The organism is Sulfitobacter sp. AS92, from assembly GCF_038900015.1.
Taxonomy (GTDB): Bacteria; Pseudomonadota; Alphaproteobacteria; order Rhodobacterales; family Rhodobacteraceae; genus Sulfitobacter.
Genome location: NZ_JBBMQL010000016.1, coordinates 1 through 21,512, shown reverse-complemented (window position 1 = coordinate 21,512; position 21,512 = coordinate 1). Strand labels below are relative to the sequence as shown.

The window sequence follows — 21,512 nt, the reverse complement described above, 5'->3', positions numbered from 1 at the left end:
CCCGTGAATGGGGTATGCTTACCCCTGCCCATCGCCCGTACCGGAGAGAAGAATGAGCCGCAGCATTGATTACGGCAACCTAATGCACGAAGCCATGCGGGGTCTGATCCGCAAGGTTTTGCAGGATATTTCTGACAATGGCCTGCCGGGGAATCACCACTTCTTTATCACCTTCGATACATCGCATCCTGACGCGGAACTGGCCGATTGGCTGTCAGATCGTTATCCGGGCGAAATGACTGTGGTCATGCAGCATTGGTACGACGGACTGGACGTCACGCCTGACGGCTTTGCGATCACCCTGAACTTTGGCGACGCGCCAGAGCCGCTTTATATTCCTTACGACGCGATCCGCACATTCGTGGACCCTTCGGTTGAGTTCGGCCTGCGGTTTGAGCAGCAGGAAAGCGAAGAGGAAGACGACGACAGCGAAGAGAGCACGCTTGATCAGACTGACGAGGACGAGCTGGAAGTCGCGGAAGAGCCTTCCAAAGACGCCGAGATCGTCTCGCTGGATTCGTTCCGGAAGTAAGGGCAACTGCTCCGTTAGCGCCATCCCTGCATTGCGCAGGCCGCATCGCGCAGGTAAACCGCTGGACAACGATAAGTCACAGCAGGAGCCGTATAATGGCCGATACCCGCACCGAAACCGACAGCTTTGGTCCGCTCGAAGTTCCCTCCGATAAATATTGGGGCGCGCAGACACAGCGCTCGATCATCAACTTCCCGATTGGCTGGGAAAAGCAGCCGATCGCCATTGTCCGCGCGCTTGGCGTGATCAAGAAAGCCTGTGCGCAGGCGAATGTGGCCCAAGGCTCGCTGGACGAAGAACGCGGTAAAGCAATCATTCAGGCCGCTGGCGAAGTCTTTGAAGGCAAATTCGACGACAACTTCCCGCTGGTGGTCTGGCAGACCGGTTCGGGCACGCAGTCCAACATGAACGCGAATGAAGTCATCGCCAACCGCGCGATTGAGCTCATGGGCGGCACCATCGGCTCGAAAGACCCGGTGCACCCCAATGACCATTGCAACATGGGCCAGTCGTCGAACGACACTTTCCCCACCGCCATGCACATCGCCACCGCGATGACGGCGCGGGACGTGCTGCTGCCGGGGCTGGAGAAGCTGCACGGCGCGCTGCAAAAGAAAGTCGAGGAATTCGACGGCATCATCAAGATTGGCCGCACCCACACGCAGGATGCGACGCCTCTGACACTGAGCCAAGAATTCTCCGGCTACACCCATCAGGTCGCCATGAGCATCGCTCGTGTACGCGACGCGCTTGGTCGCATTTATGAGCTTGCGCAAGGCGGCACCGCCGTTGGCACCGGGCTGAATACCAAAAAGGGCTGGGCCGAGACCGTGGCGCATAACATGGCCGAGATCACCGGCCTGCCCTTCGTCACTGCGCCGAACAAATTCGAAGCGCTGGCCGCGCATGACGCGATGGTGGAAATCTCTGGCGCGCTGAAAACCGTGTCGGCCTCACTGTTCAAGATCGCCAATGACATCCGCCTTCTGGGATCCGGTCCGCGCTGCGGTCTGGGAGAGCTAATCTTGCCTGAGAATGAGCCCGGCTCGTCCATCATGCCGGGCAAGGTGAACCCAACCCAGTGCGAAGCGCTGACACAGGTCTGCATTCAGGTGATGGGCAATGACGCGGCCGTCGGTTTCGCCGGCTCTCAGGGGCATTTCGAACTGAACGTTTATAAACCAATGATGGCCTATAACGTGTTGCAATCTATGCAACTTTTGGGTGACGCAGCATCGGCCTTTACCGACAATCTTATGGTTGACCTCAAGGCAGACGCGGACCGGATCGAAAAGCTGATGCGCGAGTCGCTGATGCTAGTGACCGCGCTCGCGCCCGAAATCGGCTATGACAATGCCACCAAGGTCGCCAAGACCGCGCATAAGAACGGCACCACACTGAAAGAAGAGGCCATCGCACTGGGCTTCGTGGATGCCGAAACCTTTGAACGGGTCGTGCGGCCCGAAAATATGATCGGACCAAAATGAGTGCGCCCATCAACCTCAACAAGGTAAAGAAAGAGCGGGACCGTTCGTCCCGCAAGGCCCGCGCGGACGAGAATGCCGTGGGCTTTGGCCAGACCAAAGCGCAGAAAGAAGCGCTGAAGGCTCGCGCCGAACAGATCGCCCGCAATCTGGAAGCGCATAAGCGCGAGACATGAACGCGCGGCCTCGCAAACATTCGGTGACCCTTCGGGGTCACCGGACATCAATCTCTCTCGAAGATGAATTTTGGGATGAGTTCCGCGCCATTGCTGCCGCGCGGGGGCTGCCGATCAATGCGCTGGTGACCGAGATCGACGCGGCGCGCGGGCTGGACATCGGGCTTGCCGGGGCAATCCGCCTGTTCGTGTTGCGATCGTTAAAGGAACGTTTACCAAAGGCAGATTAGCGTCGGGCCATGGCCCTTGCATCCCCTCTTTCACCTGCCGCTTGGCTGGATGATATTTTCGCCTCAAAGGCGGCCATTCGCGGTCAGGTTATTCGACGTAAAGCGCGCGATATTGAGAAATTTGTCGGACGGCGAGAATTCGAACGCGAGTTGAAACGTCGTGGTTTTCAAGCTGTGGAAAACGCCGGACAGGTCATCATATTTTGCAATAGAGAACCCATCCGACGCATCGCCTAGCCGTTTTCTTTAAAAGAAAACGGCCCCGGAATTTTCAAAAAATTCCGCTCAACAAATCGAAGCTTGGTAGATCTTGTCGATGTTCTGACCAAGTGCCTCGTTGAACTCCGCATCTGTCATCTTGACGTTCAGCCCTTCGGTCAGGGCGCGCGAGAAGCTGGCGATCATCGTCGGGTTCTTGCCCAGCCGTTCGCAGGCTTCCGCCGTGGAGTAGCCGCCCGATAGCGCAACGACGCGCAGCACGTTGGCGTGACCCGCCAGACCGTCGTAGAGACCTGCCTTTTCGGGGATCGTCAGCTTCAGCATCACCATCTCTCCTTCAGGCAGCGCGTTCAGGTGCTTTTCGATCTCGCCACGAAGGATCTCTTCAGCCTCTGGCTTGGTCTTGGAGTTGATGTCCACCTCTGGCTCGATGATCGGCACCAGACCCGCTGCGCAGACCTGTTTGGCCAGTTCGAACTGCTGCGCCACCACGGCGGCGATGCCGTTCTCATTGGCCTCGTGAATGACTGACCGCTCTTTGGTGCCGAAGATGCCGTGTTTTACCGCGCGGGCCAGCAGATCGTCGATTTCCATGATCGGCTTCATCATCTGCACGCCGTTGTTGGCTTCCTCAAGACCCTTGTCGATCTTCAGGAAAGGCACCACACCCCGGTCTTCCCAGAGCAGTTGCGCGACCGGCTTGCCGTTGATCGTGTCATCCATCGTGCGCTCAAAAAGGATCGCACCGATCACTTTGTCAGAGGTGAAATCTTCGGCCAGAATAATCCGCGCGCGCATGTCGTGGACGGCTTTGAACATTTCTTCGTCGCCGTTGTAATCCGACGGTTCCACGCCATAGAGGCTTAGCGCCTTGGGGGTGGAGCCACCCGATTGATCGAGCGCCGCGATGAAGCCCTTGCCGCTGTTCATTTGCTCAAGTTGCGCCTTGTCGTAGCCCATGTCACCCACGTCCTATTGTTGATTCCGTTTGCAGCGTTTCTAATCGAAACGCAAAGCCGATGATAGAAGGCTAGCGCTTTGATAGCGCTAACCAAATGCCCTTATCTGAACGGACGGTCAAATGTGCGACGGGCACAGGCACACGGTCGGGCCGCGCCGTCAGGCGGAAGTCGCGCAGGATGCGTGACAGGATCAGCGGCCCTTCGACCATCGCGAATCCTGCACCGGTACAGACCCGCGGCCCGGCGGAGAATGGAATGAAGGCCTCGCGCTGGCACTGTTTGCCGTTCTCGGTTTGCCAGCGGGTCGGGTCAAAACCGTCGGGGTTGTCCCAAAGCCGTTCGTGCCGATGCAGATGCCACGGGCTGAGCACCAGTTGCGCGCCTTTCTTCACATCTCGATCCCGGAAGCGTTCAGGACAGCTGTTTTCGCGCACCATCATCGGCACGGGCGGATAAAGGCGCAGCGTCTCGCGAAAGACATCCCGGCTGAGCTTGAGTTTCGACATGACAGAAAAATCGCAGGTCTCAAGCGCCTGTGCTTCCACGGCCAACCGCTCTTGCCACTCGGGGTGCGTGGCCATCAGATAAAGCGCCCAAGCCAGTGCGGAGGCACTCGTTTCATGGCCCGCGAGGAAGAAAATCGCGACCTGATCGACCATTTCCTTTGTGTCAAACCTCTCGCCAGTTTCGGGGTCGGCCTGGGTCATGATCTTGGTGGCCAGATCGTCGGGCGCGGAGCCTGCCTTGATCTGCGCCATCCGTTCTCGGGTCAGGTCAGTGATCAGCGCCCTGATCCGCGCGGCGCTGGCCCGTGTATCGCGCCGAAACAGGCGCGGCATCCAACGCGGCAGCGGCAAAAGCGCACCGAGGTTCAGGATCGGCTGGCTGCGTTGATAGTTGCGAAACTCATTAAATACCGCGCGGGCGACGTCATGCTCAATCGGCAGCGAAAACAGTGTGCGAAAGATCACATCGGCGGCGGCGTGGCTGGTCTCAGACTCGATCTCGACCACCTGCCCCGCTTGTCCCTCAAGCCGCTTAGCAGCTGCCTCTGCCGCGTCCCACATGGCGGGAAAGGTTTCGCGCAAGCGACCACCTTCAAACGCCGGATCAATGATGCGGCGCTGGCGTTTCCAAGTCTCGCCATTGGTCAGGAAGACGGAGTTGCCCAAGAGCGGACGCAGCCCCTCGCCGATCCGGTCGGACTTCGGAAAATCATCGGGCCGGTCTTTCAGAACCGTTTTGACCAGTTCGGGCTGATTCATCAGGTAGCTTCGGAAAAACGGAGTTTTGAACTCCGCCATCCACGCCCGATAAAGCCGCGCAGGTTGAGCCGAGAGGATATCGGCGCGAAACAGTTTGGCATAGCGCCAGAGCGACACACGGTCGGGCCGCGCGGGGGGCTTGGGCGGTTGGGTCATGCGGCGACGGAGGTGTATTTGCTGACCGCGTGGTCGATCCGGGATTTCGACGCGGGCCGCCCGTCATAGCGCGCGGCCAAGGTCTGTGGCCCGGCGGTGATCTGGAAATAGTCATAGTCGCGCGGGCGGTCGAAGGCGCAGAGATACTGGAAATGCAGTCGAAAGAACCGCCAGCGCAGCGCTTTCCAACGTGCGGGGCTGAGCGTTTGGGTGAAGGCAGCCGAAAAGACCAGCGGCCAGCGTTTGCCGTCGGGGGCCACACCTGACACCGACACCGGATCGCAAAGCGCAAAGGCGCAGCCATCTCCGGGCGCGGTGACATCAACCCACGCAAGTTCATCGCGTGTTGAGAGATAGCGCAGGTCGGCGCGCAACCGGTCGGCGCGGGGCAGGAAGGAGACCATTGGCACCACCTGTCCGAGCGAGAGGAACCCCAATGCCGGACCGTGTTCGGGCACCCTGCCCGCGCGGATCAGGTCAGCCAGTACCGAAACCCCCAGATGTGCGCCGGAGGAATGGCCGACAACCAGCACCTCGTCAACGTCCTCGGCCAAGGCGGCGGCGATGTCGTGGCCAAACCGCTCCATGCGGGCTTCCAACTCCGGCGGGTTCGCACCCCGCGTGGCGGCGGAATAGGCGTAGTCATGCATGAGGTAATAGGCGAAAAATTTGCCATCTTTTTTCTTGAACCAGCGGAGCAGCGCGATACCCAAACCCACGCCGACAGCCGCAAAAGCCAGCCGCGGCGCCCAATGGTCGTTCAACATTCCGAGGAGGCGATAGGTCAGCAGGGCAACCGCCAGCGCCAACAGCGCCTGCAAAATCAACATCCCCACCGGATAGAGCGCCGCAATCACAGGCCCCTTGCGCAGCCGCATCAGCCGCCAAAGCGCGCCCGAGCCGATGTAGACCCAAGCGGTGCGGAGCAATTGCCAATAGGTCGCGGGGATCGAATTGCTCATGCTTTCGCGCACGATGTCGGACCAGACCAACACCTCAACCTGCGAGGTGACCTGACGGCCGTCAATCTCAGCATCGACGCGCCAGCCGTAGTTGCCCTTGCCCGCCTTGGGCTTCAAACCGATCTCATAGCCAGATATCGCCGCCTGCGCCGCGCCTTCCTTGCGGTAAAGCTCGCGGTAGCGGCGGGGGTGAATCGGATCATAGCCGGGGATGTAGAACACCCGGCGCGTCTTGACCTGCCCTTTATTGCTAGCGCTCATGCCCAACCCCTTGTCCGGCACAGTCTAGCCGTAATTCGGGGCAAGAATAAGGCTTTATCCCACGGTGGCGAGGATCGGAAATGTCTCAAGCAGCCAGAAGGAGAAGGTCGTGAACGCCCCGGTCAGCAGCGCCAAACCGACAAGTACTAGCAGCCCGCCCATGATCCGCTCAATCAGCTTCATATGGGGTTTGATCCGGTTCATCAGTGTCATCGCGCGGGTGATGAACATCGCCGCCAATAGGAAAGGAATACCAAGACCTGCCGCATAGACGCCCAACAATAGCGTCCCGCGAGAGACTGAGGCCTCACTTGCCGCCAGCGACAGGATCGCGCCGAGCTGCGGGCCGATGCAAGGCGTCCAGCCAAAGGCGAAAGCCAGCCCCAGAACATAGGCGCCGAAACTCGATCCCCCTTTATCACCTGCGTCCAAACGCGCCTCTTGATCAAGGAACGGAATGCGGAACAGACCCACAAAATGCAGGCCGAAGACGATAATCACTACGCCAGAGATTTTGGCGAAGAGCGCCTGATTCTGCAGAAAGAACATCCCGAAAGCCGAGGCGGTAAAGCCCAAAAGGATGAAGACCGTGCTCAGCCCCAGCACGAAGAACAGCGCCGCCACGACCGCGCGCCGCCGGGCGCTGGACTGGCTGGACATGTCGTTGATCGACACGCCGCCCATATAGGCCAGATAGGGTGGCACAATGGGCAGAACGCAGGGCGACAGAAAGCTGAAAATCCCGGCGATCAGGGCGATTGTCATGGCGGGCAAGAGCCCAGCGTCGAGGAGGCTAATATCAAACATGCCCAAGTCCTAGACCGCCTGAGCCCCGGCGTCACCTGTCATATTGTCACAAGATCGTGGACCTTGAGAAACTCTTGGATTAACTGAGCTTATGAAAATCGAGAAACTAGATGCCACAGGGCTTTTGTGCCCCCTGCCTGTGCTAAAAGCACGCAAGCGACTGGTTGCTTTGGGACTGGGCGATCAGCTGCACATGCTTGCCGATGATCCTGCCGCCGTGATTGACGTGCCGCACTTCTGTGCAGAGGCCGGGCATGAGCTGACCGAAACCCGGACCGAGGGTAAGGCTGAACTCTATATCATCACCAAAGGCGGCTAAGCGCAAAGCACGGGGCGACTAATCCCTGAAATTTATCCGTACGAGAATCAAAAACGGCGGGCTTGAGGGCCCGCCGTTTCTATTTTCTGCGCCGTGATTTAGCTGCCCAGCGACCACCAGCCCCGACGTTTGGGCTTGGGCTTCTCAGCGGGCTGTTCCTGCACCTGTTCGGCTGCAGGCTCAGGTGCGGCCTCTGCAACAGGTGCCTCGGCTGCGGCCTCTGCAACAGGTGCCTCGGCAGCGGGCTCAGGTGTGGGCTCTGGCTTTGGTTCTTGCGCGATCGGCGCCGTTTCCGGGGCCGGCGTTGCAATCGGTGCTTCGGTCGGCAGCACGTCAGCCATTGCGTCAGGCGTTGCTGCTGCGTCGGCCATTGCGTCAGGCGTTGCTTCGGCAACCGGCTCTACCGGTTTCGCCTTGGCGCGGCTGCGGCGCTTGGGCTTTGCTGCAGGTTCGGCAGCGTCTTCGGTGGGCACCGGATCGACTGTCACATTGCCCTCTGCCAGTGCATCGGCAGCAGGTTTTTTGGCCCGGCTGCCACGGCTTCGTCGTGCCTTGGGCTTGGGCGTCTCTTCCGCCTCGGCTTCAGCGGCAACCTTGGGCGTTTCGCCCTCGGCGGCAGCAAGCGCTTCGGGCGCCGGCTCGGCCTCTGGCGCGATTTCGGCCTTGGGCTTGCGCGACCGGCTACGGCTCTTGGGCTTAGGCTTTTCTTCGGCAGCAGGCGCGGCTTCACCTTCGGCTTGGGGCGTCTCTGCCTCTACCGGCTGGCTCTTTTCCGCGTCATCGGATTGTGCGGCGTCCTGCTGCTGACCGTCGTTCTGGTCTTCTGCGCCATTTTGCTGCTCACCATTACCATTGCGGCCACGGCCACCTCGGCTGCGACGACGACGGCGGCGGCGCTTGGATTTACCCTCGCCATCGCCCTCTTCCCCATTGCCATTTGCGTTGCCGTTGCCATTCCCGTCTTCGGACTGGCTGGCGTCCTGAGCGGCAGGTGCCTCTTCAACTTCAGCCTCGGCAGCGCTCTCGTCCTCGTCGATCTGATCCATCAACGATGTATCGACCGACACGACGTGATCCGACACAGGCGGCACGGTGCGGGTAGCAGTTTTGAACTTCTCGATGTGGAAATCCGGGCTCACCAAGGATGGGTCGCCTTCGATCCGCACAGACATACCATAGCGCATTTCGATATTGGCGATATGTTCACGCTTTTGGTTCATCAAGAAGTTGGCGATGCCCACGGGCGCACGCACCAGCACTTCGCGCGAACGGCGGCGGGTGCCCTCTTCTTCGATCTGGCGAATGATCGACAGCGCGAGGTTATCGTCCGAGCGCACCAGACCGGTGCCGTGGCAGGCGTGACAAGGCTGAGTGGTCGCCTCGATCATACCGGGGCGCAGACGCTGGCGCGACATTTCCATCAGACCAAAGCCCGAGATGCGGCCCACCTGAATGCGCGCGCGGTCGGTTTTGAGCTTGTCTTTCATCATCTTTTCGACGGCGGCGTTGTTTTTCCGCTCGTCCATGTCGATGAAGTCGATGACGATCAGCCCGGCAAGGTCACGCAGACGCAACTGGCGCGCCACCTCGGCGGCGGCCTCAAGGTTGGTCTTGGTCGCGGTCTGCTCGATCGAGCCTTCTTTGGTCGCCCGGCCAGAGTTGACGTCAATCGCGACCAGCGCTTCGGTGACGCCGATCACAATATAGCCGCCCGAGGGCAGTTGCACCGTGGGGTTGAACATGCCCGACAGGTAGCTTTCCACCTGATAGCGCGCGAACAGCGGCAGGCTTTCGTTGTAGAGCTTCACGTTCTTGGCGTGGGACGGCATGATCATCTTCATGAAGTCCTTTGCGATGCGATAACCGCGTTCGCCTTCAACGTGAATCTCGTCAATCTCGCGGTTATAGAGGTCGCGGATCGAGCGTTTGATCAGGTCGCCTTCTTCGTAGATTTTGGCAGGCGCGATCGACTTCAGCGTCAGCTCGCGGATCTGCTCCCAGAGGCGCTGGAGGTATTCGTAATCGCGCTTGATCTCGGCCTTGGTGCGTTTGGCACCGGCGGTCCGCACGATCAGGCCTGCGCCTTTCGGCACTTCGATTTCGGTCGCGATTTCCTTAAGCTTCTTGCGGTCGACGGCATTGGTGATCTTGCGGCTGATGCCACCACCACGTGCGGTGTTGGGCATCAAGACACAGTAGCGGCCAGCAAGGCTGAGGTAAGTCGTGAGTGCGGCACCTTTGTTGCCACGCTCTTCTTTGACGACCTGCACCAGAAGGATCTGGCGCACCTTGATCACTTCTTGGATTTTGTACCGACGCGGGCGCGGCTTTCGCACGGGGCGAATGTCTTCGCTGTCGTCTTCGTCAGCCACGGATTCGATGGAATCGTCCTTGGCCGTGGCATCGCTGCCGTTCGCCTCGTTGGCGTTATTTTCTGTGGCGTCGGTTGCTTCGAACGCGTCGCCATCATCGCCGTTGCCTTCGGGCTCTTCCACAGGCGTTTCTGCGACACGCTCCATGGGCGAACTGCCCTCTTCGCTGTCGAGGTCAACCGTTTCCATCCCGGCGATCTGGTCGCTGCTTTCGTCGGAAACCTCGGACGTGGCTACTGCATCATCACTGTTGGTCTCAGCGGCTTGGCTTTTGGACCGGCCACGCGAACGAGAGCGGGTGCGTTTGGGCTTTTCGTCATCCTCATCCTTGGCGGCTTGTGCCTCAGCATAGGCGCGCTCTTCTTCCAGCAGCGCCTGTCGGTCGGCCACGGGAATCTGGTAATAATCGGGGTGAATTTCCGAGAATGCGAGGAAGCCATGACGGTTGCCGCCATAATCCACAAAGGCCGCCTGAAGGGACGGCTCAACGCGCGTAACCTTGGCTAGATAAATATTGCCGGCAAGCTGGCGTTTGTTTTCTGATTCAAAATCGAATTCCTCGACCTTGTTTCCATCCACGACCACAACGCGAGTTTCCTCGGCGTGGGTGGCATCGATAAGCATTTTCTTAGACATAGATCCATTATGCACAGCACCCGCGCGCGGAAGGCCCCTGGTGGGGCATCGGGCTGGGAGGTGTGACTTGTCAGGGCGATGGAGGACGCGGCAACAACAGCGAGGCCAGTGCTGGCCCCGGTCTGTCTGCTCTGAGCAACTGCGCGCGTCATCGCGGTTCTTCTCCGACACAAGGGCTTGTCGCACCGCTTGCATCCATTAATTTAGCTGTGCTTCGGTCGGGCTAGCCCTTGCGAATATCAGCGGTTCTTCGGCCGTTTCCGGCCCAATCGGTCTGCCTGCCCCCCGGTGTCGGAGTGACGCAGCAGCGAAACTGTCAAAAGTCGTCATACGCCAGTCGGGCGTTACGGGACTTATCCGGTTAGTTAAGGGCTTTAGGGGGTGAAACACAATGGTCAATCGAAAGAGCAACAGTCAAATGCGGTTTAACTTGGCTCGGTTGACAAGCTGGATGCGCTTGGAAACATTCAGACTGTCGCCGAGGCTCCTGCTGGAGTGACGCAATAGATATGCCTTGCCGCGCCGTGCGGCCCCCAGTCTTGAAGGACCGCATCCCATGCAAAAATTTCTGCGCCCGGCGCTGTGTCTAACCTTTTTTGGCCTTGCCGCCTGCGACGAGATCGCCGTGGCCGACGACCCGGCAGCATTGGCAAACCTGCGTGGGCAAAAAAGCTGTGTGGCAGCGGTAGGTCAACAGACCGGCACATCCGGCGTCGCGATCAACACCAGCCGGCCAATCGTCGAACTTTACCGCTATGTGGTGAATGTACCCGGGGCTGCAAGCTGGTCATGCATCACCGATCAGAACGGCAAAGCCATTGAGATCGCAGAGCAGCGCAGCGGTTAAGCCGCGCTGCCCTCAAAGATCACAGGCGCGTTCAGAGGTAGTCTGACCGCTGCAATCCATATTTGGCCATCTTCTCGTTCAAGGTCCGGCGCGGCAGGCAAAGCTCATCCATAACGCTGGCGATAGAGCCTTTGTGACGGCGCATGGTATTGTCGATCAACATGCGCTCAAAGGCTTCGACGTATTCTTTCAACGGCTTACCTTCGGTGGTCATCACCGGCTGCATCTCGTCATGGTCACTCATCAACAGCGATGCAATCGTGCCCGACCCACGGCGCGATTGCAGCACCGCGCGTTCGGCCACGTTGATCAGTTGGCGCACATTGCCGGGCCAAGGGGCCTGCAACAGTTGCGCGGCCTCTTGGGCCGAGACCTGCGGTGCGTCGCACCCGTATTCATCCGCGAACTGATCGCTCAGGCGGGTGAAAAGCGTCAGGATGTCTTCGCCCCGCTGGCGCAGCGGTGGTACGGTAATGCGTAGCGCCGCCAGACGGTAGAAGAGGTCAGAGCGTAGTGCGTCTTCAGATGTGCGGCCCGCCTCTTGCAGGTTTGAGATCGCAACGATTCGCGTCTCGGCTGGTGTGCCCTGCTCGTTAATAGCGCTGAGCAAACGTGCCTGCAGGCTCTCAGATAGCGCTTCGATGTCTTCCAACACCAGCGTTCCACCGCGCGCTTCTTCTATCGCGGGCAGCTGTGCATCCTCAGGCTGCATCGGGCCAAAAAGCCGTTTCGCCAGCGCGTCTTCTTCCAACGCGCCACAGGATACGAGGACAAACTTCTTACCTGCGCGGCTGCCAACTGCATGGAGCGCATGGGCCACCAAAGTCTTACCGGTCCCGGTCTCACCGTCGATCAGTACGTGACCATCGGCCTGCCCTAGATCCAGGATATCCTCGCGCAACCGTTCCATTACTGGCGACTGCCCGATCAGCTTTTTCATCAGTTGGCCGCCATCGGACAGTTCACGCCGCAAAGCGCGGTTGTCCATCACCAGACGACGCGCATTGGTGGCTTTCTTAGCCAGCTCGCTCATCCGGTCGGGGTTAAAAGGTTTTTCAAGGAAGTCGAACGCGCCGACGCGCATCGCTTCAACTGCCATCGGCACATCGCCATGGCCGGTGATCATGATGACCGGCAGGGCCGAGTCGCTGCCCATCAGTTTTTTCAGGAATTGCATCCCGTCCATGCCCGGCATCTTAATGTCGGAGATGACGATGCCCGGATAATCCGGCCCCAACGTTTTCAGCGCATCTTCGGCGCTGCCGAAGGTTTCAGTGTCATAGCCTGACAGAGCCAGCCACTGGCTGATCGACTGCCGCATGTCCCGTTCATCATCTACAATCGCGATTTTCATTGCCTGAGCCATGCGTTTACTCCGCCGCTTCAATCTTCGTTTCATCTGCCAATATAGGCAGCTGCATTTCAAAAACAGCGCCACCGTTCTGTCCGTTGCGCGCCATGAGCCGTCCACCAAGGTCGTTTACGATCCCCGATGAAATGGCAAGACCCAGCCCCACACCATCGCCGGGCTGTTTGGTCGTGTAGAAAGGTTCGAACAGCGCGTCTAAATCCTCAATACCCGGACCATTGTCGCGCACGGTCAATGTCGCCGTCTCCCCCGCTGATAGTATAATGTCTACCTGCGGGTTTCGTTCCGATTTAGTCGCGTCCAATGCGTTTCTTAGCAAGTTTACCATAACTTGTTCGATCCGCATACGGTCTCCCATCACCAGAACGGGATTGTCGGGTAGAATTCGACTGATCTGAACCTGCCGCTGGCGCAACTGCGGCTCCATCATCGACAGTGAAGACGCCAGCGCCGCCCCCATATCCACCGGAGAGAACGCCTCCTGCCCCTTACGGGCATAGGATTTAAGCTGTCGTGTGATCGCGCCCATACGCTCAATCAGATCGTCGATGCGACCAAAAGACGAGAGCGCCTCGTCCTGCCGGTTCCGCTTTAACAACAGCCGGGCACCCGCCAGATAGGTTTTCATCGCCGCAAGCGGTTGATTCAACTCGTGGCTCACGGCGGCGGACATTTCCCCCAAAGCGGCCAGTTTTGACGATTGCTCAAGCGTCTGCTCCGCCACTGCGAGGGTCTGTTGCACCCGCTTGCGCTCAGCAATCTCACGTTGGAGGGCAAGGTTCAGCGCGCGCAGTTTGGCCGATTCTCGTTGGAATATAGCCAGCCTCCCGGCGGTGCGGCGGCTGAGGAAGTAGAATGCCAGGGCAAGCAGGATTGCAAAGCCCATCACCTCCAGCGCCAAGACGCCGTTCACTTTTTCCCGAACCGAGGCATAGGTGGTGTAGCTGCTCATGCGCCAGCCCCGGAACGGTATCCGGTTTTCGAGGCGCATCACCGCTTCGCCCTGCAAATAGGCATCAGGCGGCAGCGCCGTCCAATCCGTCGTGGCCTGAATGGCGCGCTCGATAGCACTTTGCGGCGTGTGGTTGGCCAGTGCTTCAGGCTCTGTCAGACCCCGCCAGCGGGGTTCGGTTGCCAGAATGATCTCGCCAGTGCTGTCCATCACGATGACCGCGTCAGAGATCCCAGCCCACGCCCGCTCGAACTTTTGCAGATCGACCTCGACGGCAATCACCCCAAGCGTCTCCCCCCCCGATTGCATTCGCCTTGAATAGAGGAAACGGTAGCCCCCCTGTTCACGCTGAATGGTCGAGAAAATCGTGGCGTTGGAGCGGATGGCATCGACAAAATACGGCTCGGATTTATGTGCTGAGCCGAGGCGGTTGCGGTCCGTCGCAGCCACCGTGCGCCCGTCGATGTCATAAAGCATCAATGACGCCGCGCCGATCTCCTCTACGAAGGAGATAAGCCGCTGCGTCGACAGCGAATAATCCGCCGACTGCAGCGCACCGATCAACGTGGGATCCCGCGCCAGAAGCTGTGGCACGATGGCGTTTTGCCGCAACTCTGCGAGCAGGTTGCCGCTGTAGAGCGCGATCCGCAACTCTGCCCGGTTGCGGGTGCTTTCGGTAAAACGGTCGGTCAGCAGTTTGTTGGTGATCGAAATCGTCACCACCGCCAAAATCATCAGCGACGCAATTGCAAACCGCACCCGCCAAGATACGGCCATACTGCTGCGTTCGGGACGGGATGCATCGCTCATCACGACAACCTACGCCTTACGCGCGATGCACTCAAGTCAGGCAGTCTGCAGCGCGCCGGTCAATGCGCGAAAGAGCGCCGCCCCGTCGGTGTTGCCATGTGCCGCTTCGGCTGCCCGCTCAGGGTGCGGCATCATGCCCAGCACGCGCCGGTTTTCCGATAGAATGCCCGCGATATCATCACGCGCGCCATTCGGGTTCTCGGCATAGCTGAAAGCGACACGATCTTCGCCGCGCAATTTCGCGATGGTCTCATCATCGGCGAAGTAATTACCATCATGGTGCGCGATCGGAATGTTGATCACCTGACCGGCGTCGTAGCCGCTGGTGTAATCGCTGGCTGTGGTCTCAACCTTAAGACCCACGGTCTTGCAGATGTATTTCAGTCCAGCATTGCGCAGCAGCGCGCCAGGCAGAAGGCCGGTTTCCGTCAGCACCTGAAAGCCGTTGCAAATGCCCAGCACATAGCCGCCACGCTCTGCATGAGCCGCCACAGTGCGACAGATCGGGGAATTCGCGGCAATCGCCCCGCAGCGCAGGTAATCCCCATAGGAGAACCCGCCGGGGATCCCTACGATATCAACGCCTTGCGGCAGTTCGCTGTCCTTGTGCCAGACCATGGAAACCTTGGCGCCCGCGGCTTTGAAAGCCACGGCAAGGTCGCGGTCGCAATTGGACCCGGGAAAGACAACTACCGCTGCGTGCATCAGGCCAGCTCCACCGAATAGGATTCGATCACCGTATTGGCCAAGAGCTTTTCGCACATGGCGGTCACTTCGGCCTCAGACGTGCCCTCGGCAAGGTCCAACTCGATCACCTTGCCCTGACGCACACCATTCACCCCGTCAAAGCCCAAGGCTCCGAGCGCGTGGCGGACAGCTTCGCCCTGAGGGTCGAGCACCCCGTTCTTCAGCATCACATGCACCCGTGCTTTCATGGCGCGACACCCCTTTGTAACTTCTGCAAATTAAACGGCGAAGCCGCGTTAGTTGATCAACGTCGGCTTGGTCACCGGCTGATTGTTTTTCGGCATCACGCCCAGACGTTTGGCCACTTCGGTATAGGCATCGGTGAGCGAGCCTAGATCCCGGCGGAACACATCTTTGTCGAGCTTCTGGCCCGTCTCAATGTCCCACAGGCGGCAGCTGTCGGGGCTGATCTCATCGGCGACGATCAAGCGCTGGAAATCACCGTCATAGACGCGGCCAATCTCAATCTTGAAGTCCACCAGCTTGATGCCGACGGCCATCATCACGCCCGACATGAAGTCGTTGACCCGCAGCGCGAGGCTCAGGATATCGTCCATGTCTTGCTGGGTGGCCCAGCCAAAGGCGGCGATATGCTCTTCGGTGACCAGCGGATCACCAAGCGCGTCGTCTTTGTAGCAATACTCAACAATCGGGCGCGGCAGTTGCGTGCCCTCTTCGATGCCAAGACGCTTGGACATGGAGCCGGCGGCGTAGTTGCGCACAATCACTTCCAACGGAATGATCTCAACCTGCCGCACGAGCTGTTCGCGCATGTTCAGGCGTTTGATGAAATGCGTCGGCACGCCGATGTTGTTCAGCCCGGTCATAAAGAACTCGGACAGGCGGTTGTTCAACACGCCCTTGCCCTCGATCGTGGCTTTCTTCTCGGCGTTAAAGGCGGTGGCATCGTCTTTGAAATATTGCACGATGGTACCGGGCTCAGGACCTTCATAGAGGATCTTTGCCTTGCCTTCGTAGATCTTGTTGCGCCGGGCCATGGGCATCCTTTCCAACAGGGGGCCGGGAACATCCCCGCCGCTTGCGCTTCTCTTAGTGCAACCACCCCGCTGCTGCAAGCATGGCCCGTCACCTTTGACGCGCCACTTGTGAGAACGCGGAGGCGACCGCATATGATTAGAGTAACACCAGCAATCGGAGACCCGCTATGAGCAAGTTTGACGAACGTGAAAATGCCTTTGAAAGCAAATTCGCACATGATGCTGAGATGCAGTTCCGCGCCGATGCGCGCCGCAACAAACTCTTGGGCCTTTGGGCTGCTGAACTTTTAGGCAAATCCGGCAGCGATGCCGATGACTACGCCAAAGAGGTGGTAAAATCTGATTTCGAAGAAGCGGGAGACGAGGATGTTTATCGCAAAGTCTCGGGCGATCTAGGCGACCGCGCCGATGAGGCAACGATCCGCGCCAAGATGCAGGCGCTGATGGCAGAAGCCAAAGCGCAACTGATGAGCGAGACCAAGTAACCCTCCGCCACCCCGGCCACGCGCCGGGGTACCCTTCCCGCCTGCCCTCATAATGAAGATGAATATTATGAGATTGCCCCCATAGTGGCATCATGACATCAGGCGAAATTCCCAGACCCTACAGGAGCCCCCATGAGCAACGCATTCACCGATCTTTTGGCTGAAAAGGGCACATTGCTCGCGGATGGGGCCACGGGCACCAATCTGTTCAACATGGGGCTGATGTCAGGCGACGCGCCCGAGATGTGGAATACCGATGAGCCGAAAAAGATCATCAAGCTTTACCGTTTCGCGGTGGATTCGGGCAGTGATCTGTTTCTGACCAACTCCTTTGGGGCCAATGCCTCGCGGCTCAAGCTTCACGGCGCCGAAAAGCGGGTGCATGAATTGAGCCGCGTCTCCGCCGAACTGGCGCGCGAGGTGGCTGATACCGCAGAACGCAAAGTCATTGTGGCAGGCTCCGTTGGCCCCACGGGTGAGATCATGGAGCCGGTCGGCACCCTGTCCCACTCCCTCGCCGTTGAGATGTTCCATGAGACCGCTGATGGCCTCAAGGCAGGCGGTGCCGACATTGGTTGGCTGGAAACGATCAGCGCCCCCGAAGAATACCGCGCCGCCGCCGAAGGCTTCGCGCTGGCGGGCCTGCCGTGGTGCGGCACGATGAGCTTTGACACCGCGGGCCGCACGATGATGGGCCTGACCTCCGAAGGCATGGTCGACATGGTGCATGGGCTGGACAACACACCGCTGGCTTACGGTGCCAACTGCGGCACGGGCGCATCGGACCTGCTGCGCACGGTGCTCGGTTTCGCCGCCAAGAATGGCACGTTGCCGATCATTTCCAAGGGCAACGCGGGCATTCCGAAATACGTTGAAGGCCATATTCACTATGACGGCACGCCTGAGTTGATGGCACGCTATGCGACTATGGCGCGTGACGCGGGTGCGAGCATCATCGGCGGCTGCTGCGGCACCCTGCCCGAGCATCTGGTGGCAATGCGCGACGCCCTCGACAGCACCGAAAAAGGCCCGGCCCCGACGCTGGAGCAGATCCGCGAAGAGATCGGCGAGTTCTCGTCAGAGAGCGATGGAACCGACGGTCAAGGCCCAGTGCGTGCCCCGCGCCGGGGCCGTCGCCGGGGCTGAACGCTCAGAACAAGCTCAGTTGATCGCCCTTTTCGGAGGGCGGTCGAAACAGATCGCAGCGCAGCGGCACGCCTGCGCGGGTCAGCCCCAAACGTTTGACTGCTAAATCAAAACGCTGCGCCACCATCTGCGCATAGGGCCCCTCGCCCCGCATGCGTTTATGCCAGCTCGCATCGTATTCCTTCCCACCATGCATATCGCGCAGCCGCCCCATGATCCGCTCAGCACGGTCGGGGTAATGAGTGGCGAGCCACTCTTGCACCAGCGGCGAAACCTCCCGCGGCAAACGCAGCATGATCCAACTGGCATGACGCGCCCCGGCATCGCGACCAGCGGTCAGGATCGCCTCCAACTCTGGATCAGTTAGCGCCGGGACCATCGGAGAGGCCATGATCCGTACCGGCACCCCAGCCTCTGACAGCTTCCGGATCACCTGCAACCGCCGCTGCGGCGCTGGCGCGCGCGGCTCCATCAACCGGCTGAGGCGGGCATCGAGCGTGGTCACCGAAATCCCCACTGCTGCGAGACCCCGCTCGGCCATATCGCTCAGAATGTCAATGTCACGCTCGATCAGGCTGCCTTTGGTGACAATCGCCACCGGGTGATTGAACTCTGACAGCACCTTAAGGCATTCACGCATGATGCCGTGGGTCTTTTCAATTGGCTGATACGGGTCGGTATTGGTGCCGATGGCGATGGGCGCGACCTCATAGCGTTTCGCGTGCAGTTCCCGCGCCAGAACCCGTGGCGCGTCGGGGCGGGCGATCAATTGCGTTTCAAAATCGAGCCCCGGCGACAGGCCAAGATAGGCGTGGCTGGGCCGCGCAAAACAATAGACGCAGCCATGCTCGCAGCCGCGGTACGGGTTGATAGACCGATCAAAAGGCAGATCCGGTGAGCGGTTGTAGGTGATAACCTTGCGCGGCACTTCGATGCTGGTCTGGGTTCGCAGCACCGGAAGCTCGTCTTCGCGGGTCCAACCGTCATCTTCCGCCACGCGGGCATGACGCTCAAACCGGCCCGCATCATTGCTGCCTGCCGCGCGGCCAAGCACGCGGAATCGCTGGTCTTCCCTATCCATGAAAGAAGGTTAGAACATTGCGCGAACATCAGCAAGTATCTCCCCCTCAACACCTTGTCCTTACACCGCAAAAAGCAGTAGTTTGCCGCCAAGGCGTCGCGCAAGGCGCGGCCGATGTCGCAAACCGCGACCCCGGCGCAAACGTTCCGTGAGACAAGGGCCCAAGTGTCATGCACCTGCACGCCCAGCAGAAGGAAACACCATGTCAGAAGAAGACGATATCATCCTGGCCGAGTTGGACGACGAAGAACTTGTCCAACAAATGTTCGATGACCTCTATGATGGTCTTAAAGAAGAGATCGAAGAGGCCGTTCAAATCTTGCTCGGTCGCGGCTGGGAACCCTACGAAGTCTTAACCAAAGCGTTGGTTGGTGGCATGACCATCGTGGGCGCGGATTTCCGCGATGGTATCCTCTTTGTGCCCGAAGTGCTGCTGGCGGCCAACGCAATGAAGGGCGGTATGGCCATCCTCAAACCGCTCTTGGCCGAAACCGGCGCGCCTCGGGTGGGCAAAATGGTTATCGGCACGGTCAAAGGCGACATCCACGACATCGGCAAAAACCTCGTCGGCATGATGATGGAAGGCGCGGGTTTCGAAGTTGTCGATCTGGGCATCAACAACGCGGTCGAAGCCTATCTAGAAGCGCTTGAGACGGAACAGGCCGACATCCTCGGCATGTCCGCCCTGCTGACCACGACCATGCCCTATATGAAAGTTGTGATCGACACGCTGATCGAACAGGGCAAGCGCGATGACTATATCGTGCTGGTCGGTGGTGCACCGCTGAACGAAGAGTTCGGCAAAGCCATTGGCGCTGACGCCTATTGCCGCGATGCAGCGGTCGCAGTGGAAACAGCGAAAGACTGGATGGGCCGGAAACATAATTCTGCCAACGCCTGACCTGCCGTCCCTGCTTTGCGTTGGCGTCGATGACATGCGATGGTGACGCTATGAGCGACAGCAACCTTCCAGACGATCGGACCCTCACCCAAGAGGGGCTCGCGCCCACCCGCGCGGGCCGCATCTTGCTGATCGCCTGCGGTGCACTGGCCCGTGAGATACTGGATTTGAAAGCCGCGAACGGCTGGACCCACCTGGATCTGACCTGCTTGCCTGCGAAATACCATCTCTACCCCGAAAAGATCACCCAAGCGGTGCGCGAGACGGTCGCGAAGCACCGCGCGGACTATGATGACTTCTTTGTCGTCTATGCCGATTGCGGGACGGGCGGCGGGCTGGAACGGGCCTGCGAAGAGATGGGCGTACAGATGGTCGCAGGGCCACATTGCTATAGCTTCTTCCAAGGCAACGAGAGCTTCGCCAAAACCTCAGAAGATGAGATCACCACCTTCTACCTCACCGATTTTCTGGTGCGGCAGTTTGAGGCGTTCATTATCAAACCTATGGGGCTCGACCGGCATCCTGAACTGCGCGATATGTATTTTGGCAATTACGAAAAACTCGTCTATCAGGCGCAGACCGACAATCCGGCACTCACTGAAAAGGCGCGTGAGTGCGCTGACCGTTTGGGTCTCGCCTTCGAACGACGTTTTACCGGCTATGGGGATCTGGAGACTGCGCTGCGCGGTCTCTAGCCGTTACGCTTCTTGTGCAGCCGTTTCGCGGATGCGTTCAATCATCGCCCGCAGCCCGTTGGAACGTTGCGCCGAAAGGTGGTCGTTCAATCCCAACCGCCCCAACTCCGCTTTTGCGTCGACTTTGCCAACTTCGGCAGGCGCCAACCCGTTGAACAGCCTGCGCAATACCGCGATCAATCCCGACACGATCATCGCATCACTGGCCCCGTCGAAATGCAGTTTCCCACCGTCGAACTGCGCATGCAGCCAGACCTGACTGGCACAGCCGTCCACTTTGGTCGCAGGCACGCGCAGAGGCTCAGCCAGTGGGTCCATCGCTTTGCCAAGGTCGATCACATGGCGATAGCGGTCTTCCCAGTCTTCCAAAAACTCGAAATCTTCGACCAGTTCTTCAAAGGCGGGCGTGGCCATTGGTACACTCTCTTTGGTGAATTTCACTGCCTGACAGGTAGGATGCCGATGCGCAAAGGTCCACCCCCTTCCCATGGCTGGCGTGATGCGGTAGCACAAGACAAGTTAACTTAACGGCGGATCCCATGCGCAAGACACTCCTCGCTCTTTTGGCCTCGACCCTTTTGGTATCCGCCTGCGGCACGGTGCGTGACAGCCGCATCAATCCGATGAATTGGTTCGGCCCTTCGCGTTCGGTCCCGGCGGCCTCTGAGGAAAACGCTAATCCGTTGATTCCACAGCGTAGCGGACTGTTTGCCAAACGCGCGGTTAAGGTCGACACTTATGAGGGCCGCCCCTTTGAGCAGATCACCGACCTGACCATTGAGCCGGTGCCGGGCGGTGCGATCCTGCGGGCCACCGGGCTGGCCGCGCGGCAGGGCATCTATGCGGTGCGTCTGACACCTGCGACGCTTGACGAACAGCCCGTAGATGGGGTGCTGACCTACCGTCTGGAAGGGATGCGCCCCGACAAAGCAACCCCGCAAGGCAGCAATCCCACCCGCGAAGTGATCGCCGCGCGCCGTCTGACCAATCAGACGCTGAGCGGTGTGCGGGAGATTCGCGTTGAAGGACAGATGAACACGCTGGTATCGCGCCGCTAAGGCTACGCCGCGTAGTGTCGAAAAGAGCCGCCCCAATCGGGC

Annotated in this window: 24 protein-coding genes; 12 read left to right on the top strand and 12 right to left on the bottom strand. The window is 59.5% G+C overall.

The window, feature by feature from the left end; translation table 11 throughout:
• Positions 1–52: 52 nt before the first annotated feature.
• From WNY61_RS18115 to WNY61_RS18095, 5 genes are all read left to right on the top strand, one after another.
• The gene (locus tag WNY61_RS18115) at positions 53–532 is read left to right on the top strand and encodes a ClpXP protease specificity-enhancing factor SspB (protein ID WP_342852847.1); all 480 of its coding nucleotides are present in this window, start codon (positions 53–55) and stop codon (positions 530–532) included.
• Positions 533–627: 95 nt separating this feature from the next.
• Complete coding sequence (gene fumC, locus WNY61_RS18110; RefSeq protein WP_243267604.1) at positions 628–2,019, top strand: class II fumarate hydratase; 1,392 nt, start codon at positions 628–630, stop codon at positions 2,017–2,019.
• Complete coding sequence (locus tag WNY61_RS18105) at positions 2,016–2,192, top strand: DUF4169 family protein (protein WP_339637171.1); 177 nt, start codon at positions 2,016–2,018, stop codon at positions 2,190–2,192. Before fumC ends, WNY61_RS18105 begins: the two co-directional genes overlap by 4 nt.
• Positions 2,189–2,422, top strand: a complete 234-nt coding sequence (locus WNY61_RS18100) for a ribbon-helix-helix domain-containing protein (protein ID WP_243267602.1) — start codon at positions 2,189–2,191, stop codon at positions 2,420–2,422. The genes WNY61_RS18105 and WNY61_RS18100 overlap by 4 nt, the downstream gene beginning before the upstream one ends.
• Before the next feature lie 9 nt (positions 2,423–2,431).
• Positions 2,432–2,659 (top strand): N-(5'-phosphoribosyl)anthranilate isomerase, encoded by a 228-nt coding sequence (locus tag WNY61_RS18095; RefSeq protein ID WP_342852846.1) that lies wholly within the window; start codon positions 2,432–2,434, stop codon positions 2,657–2,659.
• Positions 2,660–2,707: 48 nt separating this feature from the next.
• On the opposite strand, the gene WNY61_RS18090 is transcribed toward WNY61_RS18095, so the two are convergent.
• The 4 genes from WNY61_RS18090 to WNY61_RS18075 form a co-directional block, all read right to left on the bottom strand.
• On the bottom strand, positions 2,708–3,601 hold the full coding sequence (locus WNY61_RS18090) for a fructose bisphosphate aldolase (RefSeq protein WP_342852845.1): 894 nt from the start codon (positions 3,599–3,601) through the stop codon (positions 2,708–2,710).
• Between the two features lie 70 nt (positions 3,602–3,671).
• Entirely contained in the window at positions 3,672–5,024 is a 1,353-nt protein-coding gene (locus WNY61_RS18085) for a cytochrome P450 (protein ID WP_342852844.1), read from the bottom strand.
• Positions 5,021–6,247: a hypothetical protein gene (locus tag WNY61_RS18080; protein WP_342852843.1), complete on the bottom strand. Its 1,227-nt coding sequence runs from the start codon at positions 6,245–6,247 to the stop codon at positions 5,021–5,023. The genes WNY61_RS18085 and WNY61_RS18080 overlap by 4 nt, the downstream gene beginning before the upstream one ends.
• A gap of 54 nt (positions 6,248–6,301) precedes the next feature.
• The gene (locus WNY61_RS18075) at positions 6,302–7,054 is read right to left on the bottom strand and encodes a cytochrome c biogenesis protein CcdA (protein WP_342852841.1); all 753 of its coding nucleotides are present in this window, start codon (positions 7,052–7,054) and stop codon (positions 6,302–6,304) included.
• 91 nt (positions 7,055–7,145) lie between these two features.
• Between WNY61_RS18075 and WNY61_RS18070 the strand changes: the two genes are divergently transcribed.
• Positions 7,146–7,373, top strand: a complete 228-nt coding sequence (locus WNY61_RS18070; RefSeq protein WP_342852839.1) for a sulfurtransferase TusA family protein — start codon at positions 7,146–7,148, stop codon at positions 7,371–7,373.
• 98 nt (positions 7,374–7,471) lie between these two features.
• Here the strand turns inward: WNY61_RS18070 and WNY61_RS18065 are convergent, their stop codons facing one another.
• On the bottom strand, positions 7,472–10,381 hold the full coding sequence (locus WNY61_RS18065) for an Rne/Rng family ribonuclease (RefSeq protein WP_342852838.1): 2,910 nt from the start codon (positions 10,379–10,381) through the stop codon (positions 7,472–7,474).
• Between the two features lie 556 nt (positions 10,382–10,937).
• Between WNY61_RS18065 and WNY61_RS18060 the strand changes: the two genes are divergently transcribed.
• Positions 10,938–11,228, top strand: a complete 291-nt coding sequence (locus tag WNY61_RS18060; protein ID WP_342852837.1) for a hypothetical protein — start codon at positions 10,938–10,940, stop codon at positions 11,226–11,228.
• 31 nt (positions 11,229–11,259) lie between these two features.
• Here WNY61_RS18060 and WNY61_RS18055 read toward each other — a convergent pair whose 3' ends face one another.
• Genes WNY61_RS18055 through purC form a run of 5 tightly spaced genes read right to left on the bottom strand, consistent with a single transcriptional unit; the run spans position 11,260 to position 16,104 of the window.
• On the bottom strand, positions 11,260–12,594 hold the full coding sequence (locus WNY61_RS18055) for a sigma-54 dependent transcriptional regulator (protein ID WP_342852836.1): 1,335 nt from the start codon (positions 12,592–12,594) through the stop codon (positions 11,260–11,262).
• Positions 12,595–12,598: 4 nt separating this feature from the next.
• Positions 12,599–14,359, bottom strand: a complete 1,761-nt coding sequence (locus WNY61_RS18050) for an ATP-binding protein (protein ID WP_342852834.1) — start codon at positions 14,357–14,359, stop codon at positions 12,599–12,601.
• A gap of 36 nt (positions 14,360–14,395) precedes the next feature.
• A complete protein-coding gene (gene purQ, locus WNY61_RS18045; RefSeq protein WP_342852832.1) occupies positions 14,396–15,064 on the bottom strand; it encodes a phosphoribosylformylglycinamidine synthase subunit PurQ in 669 nt (222 codons plus the stop codon).
• Positions 15,064–15,294: a phosphoribosylformylglycinamidine synthase subunit PurS gene (gene purS, locus WNY61_RS18040; protein WP_007119709.1), complete on the bottom strand. Its 231-nt coding sequence runs from the start codon at positions 15,292–15,294 to the stop codon at positions 15,064–15,066. Before purS ends, purQ begins: the two co-directional genes overlap by 1 nt.
• 48 nt (positions 15,295–15,342) lie before the next feature.
• Positions 15,343–16,104: a phosphoribosylaminoimidazolesuccinocarboxamide synthase gene (gene purC, locus WNY61_RS18035; RefSeq protein ID WP_007119710.1), complete on the bottom strand. Its 762-nt coding sequence runs from the start codon at positions 16,102–16,104 to the stop codon at positions 15,343–15,345.
• Between the two features lie 167 nt (positions 16,105–16,271).
• Here purC and WNY61_RS18030 point away from each other — a divergent pair, with 167 nt between their 5' ends.
• Positions 16,272–16,589 carry a DUF1476 domain-containing protein gene (locus tag WNY61_RS18030; protein ID WP_342852830.1) on the top strand — a complete coding sequence of 106 codons (318 nt, stop codon included), beginning with the start codon at positions 16,272–16,274 and terminating at the stop codon, positions 16,587–16,589.
• 132 nt (positions 16,590–16,721) lie between these two features.
• Positions 16,722–17,735 carry a betaine--homocysteine S-methyltransferase gene (bmt, locus tag WNY61_RS18025; RefSeq protein ID WP_342852829.1) on the top strand — a complete coding sequence of 338 codons (1,014 nt, stop codon included), beginning with the start codon at positions 16,722–16,724 and terminating at the stop codon, positions 17,733–17,735.
• Positions 17,736–17,739: 4 nt separating this feature from the next.
• On the opposite strand, the gene WNY61_RS18020 is transcribed toward bmt, so the two are convergent.
• On the bottom strand, positions 17,740–18,816 hold the full coding sequence (locus tag WNY61_RS18020) for a PA0069 family radical SAM protein (protein WP_342852828.1): 1,077 nt from the start codon (positions 18,814–18,816) through the stop codon (positions 17,740–17,742).
• 202 nt (positions 18,817–19,018) lie between these two features.
• On the opposite strand from WNY61_RS18020, the gene WNY61_RS18015 reads away from it, so the two are divergent.
• Both WNY61_RS18015 and WNY61_RS18010 read left to right on the top strand, forming a co-directional pair.
• Positions 19,019–19,717 (top strand): B12-binding domain-containing protein, encoded by a 699-nt coding sequence (locus WNY61_RS18015; RefSeq protein ID WP_342852827.1) that lies wholly within the window; start codon positions 19,019–19,021, stop codon positions 19,715–19,717.
• A 50-nt stretch (positions 19,718–19,767) separates the two neighbouring features.
• Complete coding sequence (locus WNY61_RS18010; protein WP_342852826.1) at positions 19,768–20,412, top strand: DUF1638 domain-containing protein; 645 nt, start codon at positions 19,768–19,770, stop codon at positions 20,410–20,412.
• 3 nt (positions 20,413–20,415) lie between these two features.
• Here WNY61_RS18010 and WNY61_RS18005 read toward each other — a convergent pair whose 3' ends face one another.
• On the bottom strand, positions 20,416–20,826 hold the full coding sequence (locus WNY61_RS18005) for a SufE family protein (RefSeq protein WP_007119716.1): 411 nt from the start codon (positions 20,824–20,826) through the stop codon (positions 20,416–20,418).
• Between the two features lie 125 nt (positions 20,827–20,951).
• On the opposite strand from WNY61_RS18005, the gene WNY61_RS18000 reads away from it, so the two are divergent.
• Positions 20,952–21,470, top strand: coding sequence for a hypothetical protein (locus WNY61_RS18000; protein WP_342852825.1), 519 nt, complete (start codon positions 20,952–20,954; stop codon positions 21,468–21,470).
• Positions 21,471–21,512: the final 42 nt, after the last annotated feature.

What these genes read in the sequence shown, in the direction of transcription:
- WNY61_RS18115 (WP_342852847.1), top strand. Translation starts at nt 53, where the DNA reads ATGAGCCGCAGCATTGATTACGGCAACCTAATGCACGAAGCCATGCGG.
- fumC (WP_243267604.1), top strand. Translation starts at nt 628, where the DNA reads ATGGCCGATACCCGCACCGAAACCGACAGCTTTGGTCCGCTCGAAGTT.
- WNY61_RS18105 (WP_339637171.1), top strand. Translation starts at nt 2,016, where the DNA reads ATGAGTGCGCCCATCAACCTCAACAAGGTAAAGAAAGAGCGGGACCGT.
- WNY61_RS18100 (WP_243267602.1), top strand. Translation starts at nt 2,189, where the DNA reads ATGAACGCGCGGCCTCGCAAACATTCGGTGACCCTTCGGGGTCACCGG.
- WNY61_RS18095 (WP_342852846.1), top strand. Translation starts at nt 2,432, where the DNA reads ATGGCCCTTGCATCCCCTCTTTCACCTGCCGCTTGGCTGGATGATATT.
- WNY61_RS18090 (WP_342852845.1), bottom strand. Translation starts at nt 3,601, where the DNA reads ATGGGCTACGACAAGGCGCAACTTGAGCAAATGAACAGCGGCAAGGGC.
- WNY61_RS18085 (WP_342852844.1), bottom strand. Translation starts at nt 5,024, where the DNA reads ATGACCCAACCGCCCAAGCCCCCCGCGCGGCCCGACCGTGTGTCGCTC.
- WNY61_RS18080 (WP_342852843.1), bottom strand. Translation starts at nt 6,247, where the DNA reads ATGAGCGCTAGCAATAAAGGGCAGGTCAAGACGCGCCGGGTGTTCTAC.
- WNY61_RS18075 (WP_342852841.1), bottom strand. Translation starts at nt 7,054, where the DNA reads ATGTTTGATATTAGCCTCCTCGACGCTGGGCTCTTGCCCGCCATGACA.
- WNY61_RS18070 (WP_342852839.1), top strand. Translation starts at nt 7,146, where the DNA reads ATGAAAATCGAGAAACTAGATGCCACAGGGCTTTTGTGCCCCCTGCCT.
- WNY61_RS18065 (WP_342852838.1), bottom strand. Translation starts at nt 10,381, where the DNA reads ATGTCTAAGAAAATGCTTATCGATGCCACCCACGCCGAGGAAACTCGC.
- WNY61_RS18060 (WP_342852837.1), top strand. Translation starts at nt 10,938, where the DNA reads ATGCAAAAATTTCTGCGCCCGGCGCTGTGTCTAACCTTTTTTGGCCTT.
- WNY61_RS18055 (WP_342852836.1), bottom strand. Translation starts at nt 12,594, where the DNA reads ATGGCTCAGGCAATGAAAATCGCGATTGTAGATGATGAACGGGACATG.
- WNY61_RS18050 (WP_342852834.1), bottom strand. Translation starts at nt 14,359, where the DNA reads ATGAGCGATGCATCCCGTCCCGAACGCAGCAGTATGGCCGTATCTTGG.
- purQ (WP_342852832.1), bottom strand. Translation starts at nt 15,064, where the DNA reads ATGCACGCAGCGGTAGTTGTCTTTCCCGGGTCCAATTGCGACCGCGAC.
- purS (WP_007119709.1), bottom strand. Translation starts at nt 15,294, where the DNA reads ATGAAAGCACGGGTGCATGTGATGCTGAAGAACGGGGTGCTCGACCCT.
- purC (WP_007119710.1), bottom strand. Translation starts at nt 16,104, where the DNA reads ATGGCCCGGCGCAACAAGATCTACGAAGGCAAGGCAAAGATCCTCTAT.
- WNY61_RS18030 (WP_342852830.1), top strand. Translation starts at nt 16,272, where the DNA reads ATGAGCAAGTTTGACGAACGTGAAAATGCCTTTGAAAGCAAATTCGCA.
- bmt (WP_342852829.1), top strand. Translation starts at nt 16,722, where the DNA reads ATGAGCAACGCATTCACCGATCTTTTGGCTGAAAAGGGCACATTGCTC.
- WNY61_RS18020 (WP_342852828.1), bottom strand. Translation starts at nt 18,816, where the DNA reads ATGGATAGGGAAGACCAGCGATTCCGCGTGCTTGGCCGCGCGGCAGGC.
- WNY61_RS18015 (WP_342852827.1), top strand. Translation starts at nt 19,019, where the DNA reads ATGTCAGAAGAAGACGATATCATCCTGGCCGAGTTGGACGACGAAGAA.
- WNY61_RS18010 (WP_342852826.1), top strand. Translation starts at nt 19,768, where the DNA reads ATGAGCGACAGCAACCTTCCAGACGATCGGACCCTCACCCAAGAGGGG.
- WNY61_RS18005 (WP_007119716.1), bottom strand. Translation starts at nt 20,826, where the DNA reads ATGGCCACGCCCGCCTTTGAAGAACTGGTCGAAGATTTCGAGTTTTTG.
- WNY61_RS18000 (WP_342852825.1), top strand. Translation starts at nt 20,952, where the DNA reads ATGCGCAAGACACTCCTCGCTCTTTTGGCCTCGACCCTTTTGGTATCC.